1 protein-coding gene and 1 pseudogene are annotated in these 3,467 nt (G+C 67.6%); both read right to left on the reverse strand.

Annotated features, from left to right (window positions below; all coding sequences use genetic code 11):
- Positions 1-3,092: helicase-related protein (locus AUL36_RS04300; RefSeq protein WP_062218415.1), on the reverse strand; the 3,092-nt coding region annotated here is incomplete at its 3' end.
- 134 nt (positions 3,093-3,226) lie between these two features.
- Positions 3,227-3,467, reverse strand: a pseudogene (locus tag AUL36_RS24140) (hypothetical protein); the annotation flags it as partial.

Raw genomic sequence — 3,467 nt, forward strand, 5'->3', positions numbered from 1 at the left:
GTCGTGGGTTCCGCTTCGCCGGCACGCGGACCAGCCGAACGACCGCCCCCGCCATGACGACCCGGCCCGCGCGCGCCGGGCGCACCGCGACCCTGGCCGCGCTGGCGGTTCTCGCCCCTGAACGGACGCCAGAGATGAACGATCTTGGCCGGCTGTTCGGGCACGAGATCCGCAACGGTGCCGGCATCCTCGGGCGAGGCTTCCGACAAAGCGGTCTCGACAGGCGTTTCCTCGGACACGGGATCGCTCACCGCAGAAGCCAGCCGCGACTCGCTGTCGTCCGCCGAAGAGGGCGACTGATCGCTCAGAATCGCATCCACCGGACGCGGATCATCGCCCGTGACGGAGACAAGATCCTCGTCCTGCAAGGCAGCGCCCGGCGCCATGGCCGGCTGAAGATCGGAGACCGACAGGCTGTCGGCCGACGCCAGTGGCTCGCCCGCTTCGGTTTCGGAAGCGATGCCGTCCTGCGCCGGCACGTCGCCGACCTCGGCCAGAAGCGCGCCTTCCTCGAGAATCTTGGCGTCTTCGGCGCTGACCTCGGCGGCCTGCTGACCGGCCGCGAGCGCGGCGCTGGCCGCCTCGTCCTGCTTGGCGAAGGTCGCATCGACCTCGCGCTGGTCGACGCCCTGCGAGCGATAGCCGAGACCCTTCAGGATTTCATCCATGTCGTCGGCGGTCGCGCCGAGAATCGACATCATCGACGGCGTCACCAGGAACTCGCGCCCGTTATAGGCGCCGTCCGGGCGCTTGCCCGCGCCGGGGGTCCAGGCGAGCGCGGGGCGAATCAGGTCCGCGAGACGCTCCAGAATGTCGATGCGCACCGCACGCCGACCGAGCAGGCGATAGCCGGCCAGCGAATAGAAGATCGGATCGAACGTGGCATCGGGCTGAACCGAGGTGCGCCCTGTCGCCAGAAGCTGCGTGACCTCGCCGAAGCCCGGCTTGTCGCGCCCGTCATGGGCCACGGCCCAGAGCAGCGTCATCAGCGCGGCGGGGGCCGGCTTCACGAGAGCCGGCAGGAAAATATGGTAGGCGCCGAAGCGCACGCCGAGCCGGCGCAGGGCCGCGCGCGCGTCCTGATCGAGCCCGCGCACCTCTTCCGAAATGTCCCGGCGCTGGATCAGGCCGAAATTCTCGTAGAGCCGGAAGGCAATGCCGCGCGCCGTTCCCTCCAGACCCTCGGGCTCGCGCAGGTCCGCCAGCGGCTTGAGGATGGTGGAGATCTGGTAGGTAACAAAGCGCTCCACGCGCTGGGAGACCTTGTCGCGCGCGGGGCCCGCGAGCTGGTCGTCCGCCAGCACCACGATGCGCGGGCGCAAGGGGTCCTCGCCCGCCGTCAGGCTGGCGATGGGGGCTCCGAGCCAGCGCACCAGCGCGTCCGAACCGAGAGCCAGGTCTCCGTTCGGGGCGTTGAAGAAACGCTCGGCCCGCTTGTCGTACTCGCCCGCGAGCGCTTTTTGCGCTGCGGCGCGGACGGCCTTGGCGTCGGGCCCGTCGGACTTCACGTCCGGCGTGAACCTGAACCCTTGCAGCTCGCCCACAAGGTGGCCCTCCACGAGCACCGTGCCGTCGCTGCCGATTTCAGCTTCCATGAATGCGTTCTCTCTCAGCCGCTTCATCAGGACGCTTGTCCTGCGATCTACGAAGCGTTTCGTCAACCTGTCGTGCAGCGCGTCGGACAATCGATCTTCGATTGCCCGTGTGTTTTCCTGCCAGTGTGTCGGATCAGACAGCCAGCCGGGTCTATGCGAAATATAGGTCCACGTACGGATTTCGGCGATCCGCTGCGAAAGCGTGTCGATATCGCCCTCGGTGGAATCAGCCCGCCGCACCTGCGAAGCCATGTAGTCTTCCGCCACTGTACCGCGCCGAACGAGATCGCCATAGATGGAGGCGATGATTTCGGCGTGTTGCGCCGGGGCGATGCGCCGGTAATCGGGCAGCTTGCAGGCTTCCCAAAGCAGCTCGACATTCTTCGCCCCCTTGGCGGCCTTCATCACGGCATCGTCGCGCGAGAGAAAATCCAGCGCGCGCTGGTCCACCGACGGGAGGGCGCGGGCCAGGGCTTCGTCCGGGGGCAGCGTGTCCAGGCTGCGGCGCAGCGTTTCCAGCGAGGTGAAATCGAGCTGGCGCGAGCGCCATTGCAACACGCGCACGGGGTCGAACGTGTGCGACTCCAGCGCTTCCACCAGTTCCTGCGACAGGGGATCGACGCGCCCCGTCACGCCGAACGTGCCGTCGCGCACATGGCGGCCCGCACGCCCGGCGATCTGGCCGTATTCGGAGGGGTTCAGCTGGCGATACTGGAACCCATCGAATTTCCAGTCCTGCGCGAAGGCGACGTGATCGACGTCGAGATTGAGGCCCATGCCGATCGCGTCGGTGGCGACCAGAAACTCGACCTCGCCGTTCTGATAGAGTTCCACCTGCTTGTTGCGCGTGCGCGGGCTCAGCGCGCCGAGCACCACGGCCGCCCCGCCCCGCTGCCGCCTGATCAATTCGGCGATCGCGTAGACCTCTTCGGCCGAGAAGGCGACGATGGCCGAGCGGCGCGGCAGGCGCGTGATCTTCTTGGAGCCGGCATAGAGAAGCTGCGACATGCGTGGGCGCGTCACGCATTGAATGCCCGGCAGGAGCCGTTCCAGGACGCCGCGCATCGTGGCCGAGCCCAGAAGCAGCGTTTCCGAGCGACCCCGCGTATGCAGAATGCGGTCGGTGAAAATGTGCCCGCGCTCCAAGTCACCGGCGAGTTGCACCTCGTCGATCGCCACGAATTCCGCCGGCGTTTCGCGCGGCATGGCCTCGACGGTGCACACCTGATAGCGCGCATTGGGCGGCTTGATCTTTTCCTCGCCGGTGATCAGCGAGACCGCACCGAGCCCAACGCGCTCCACCGTGCGCTGATAGACCTCGCGGGCGAGAAGCCGCAGCGGCAGGCCGATGACGCCCGACGAATGCGCCACCATCCGCTCGATCGCCAGAAAGGTCTTGCCGGTGTTGGTGGGGCCCAGAACGGCGGTCACGCCGCGCCCGTCGAAACGGGAGGCGGGCCGCTTGGGGCCGGAGGGGGAAAGGCGCATGTCCATCATGGTCGGACCATAGGTGGGTTCGCTCCGGCGAAACGCAATCGATTCGAACACAATGAATGGTCGGAGGCCGAGCACGCAGAGCAAAGCCGCACCGGCGACGAGCCGACGCGGCGCTTTCGAAGATCGATGAACGCTTAGCGAACGTCGAGAACGTCGCCGGTGCGCGCGTCGATGATCACGCTGATATCGTCATCGTCACGGTCGAACCCATCGACGCGGATCGTGCGACCCCGGCGAAACACCTGATCCACGTCGCGCAGGCCCTCGCCGCGCGCAATGCGAATGGCTTCGCGGTCGCCGATGGGGCGGCGCGCACCCGGAGGCGGCGGAGGCGGCGGGCCATCGCGCCAATCGCGCGGCGGGCCGCCATAGGGC

The organism is Aureimonas sp. D3, assembly GCF_001463805.1.
Taxonomy (GTDB): Bacteria; Pseudomonadota; Alphaproteobacteria; order Rhizobiales; family Rhizobiaceae; genus Aureimonas; species Aureimonas ureilytica_A.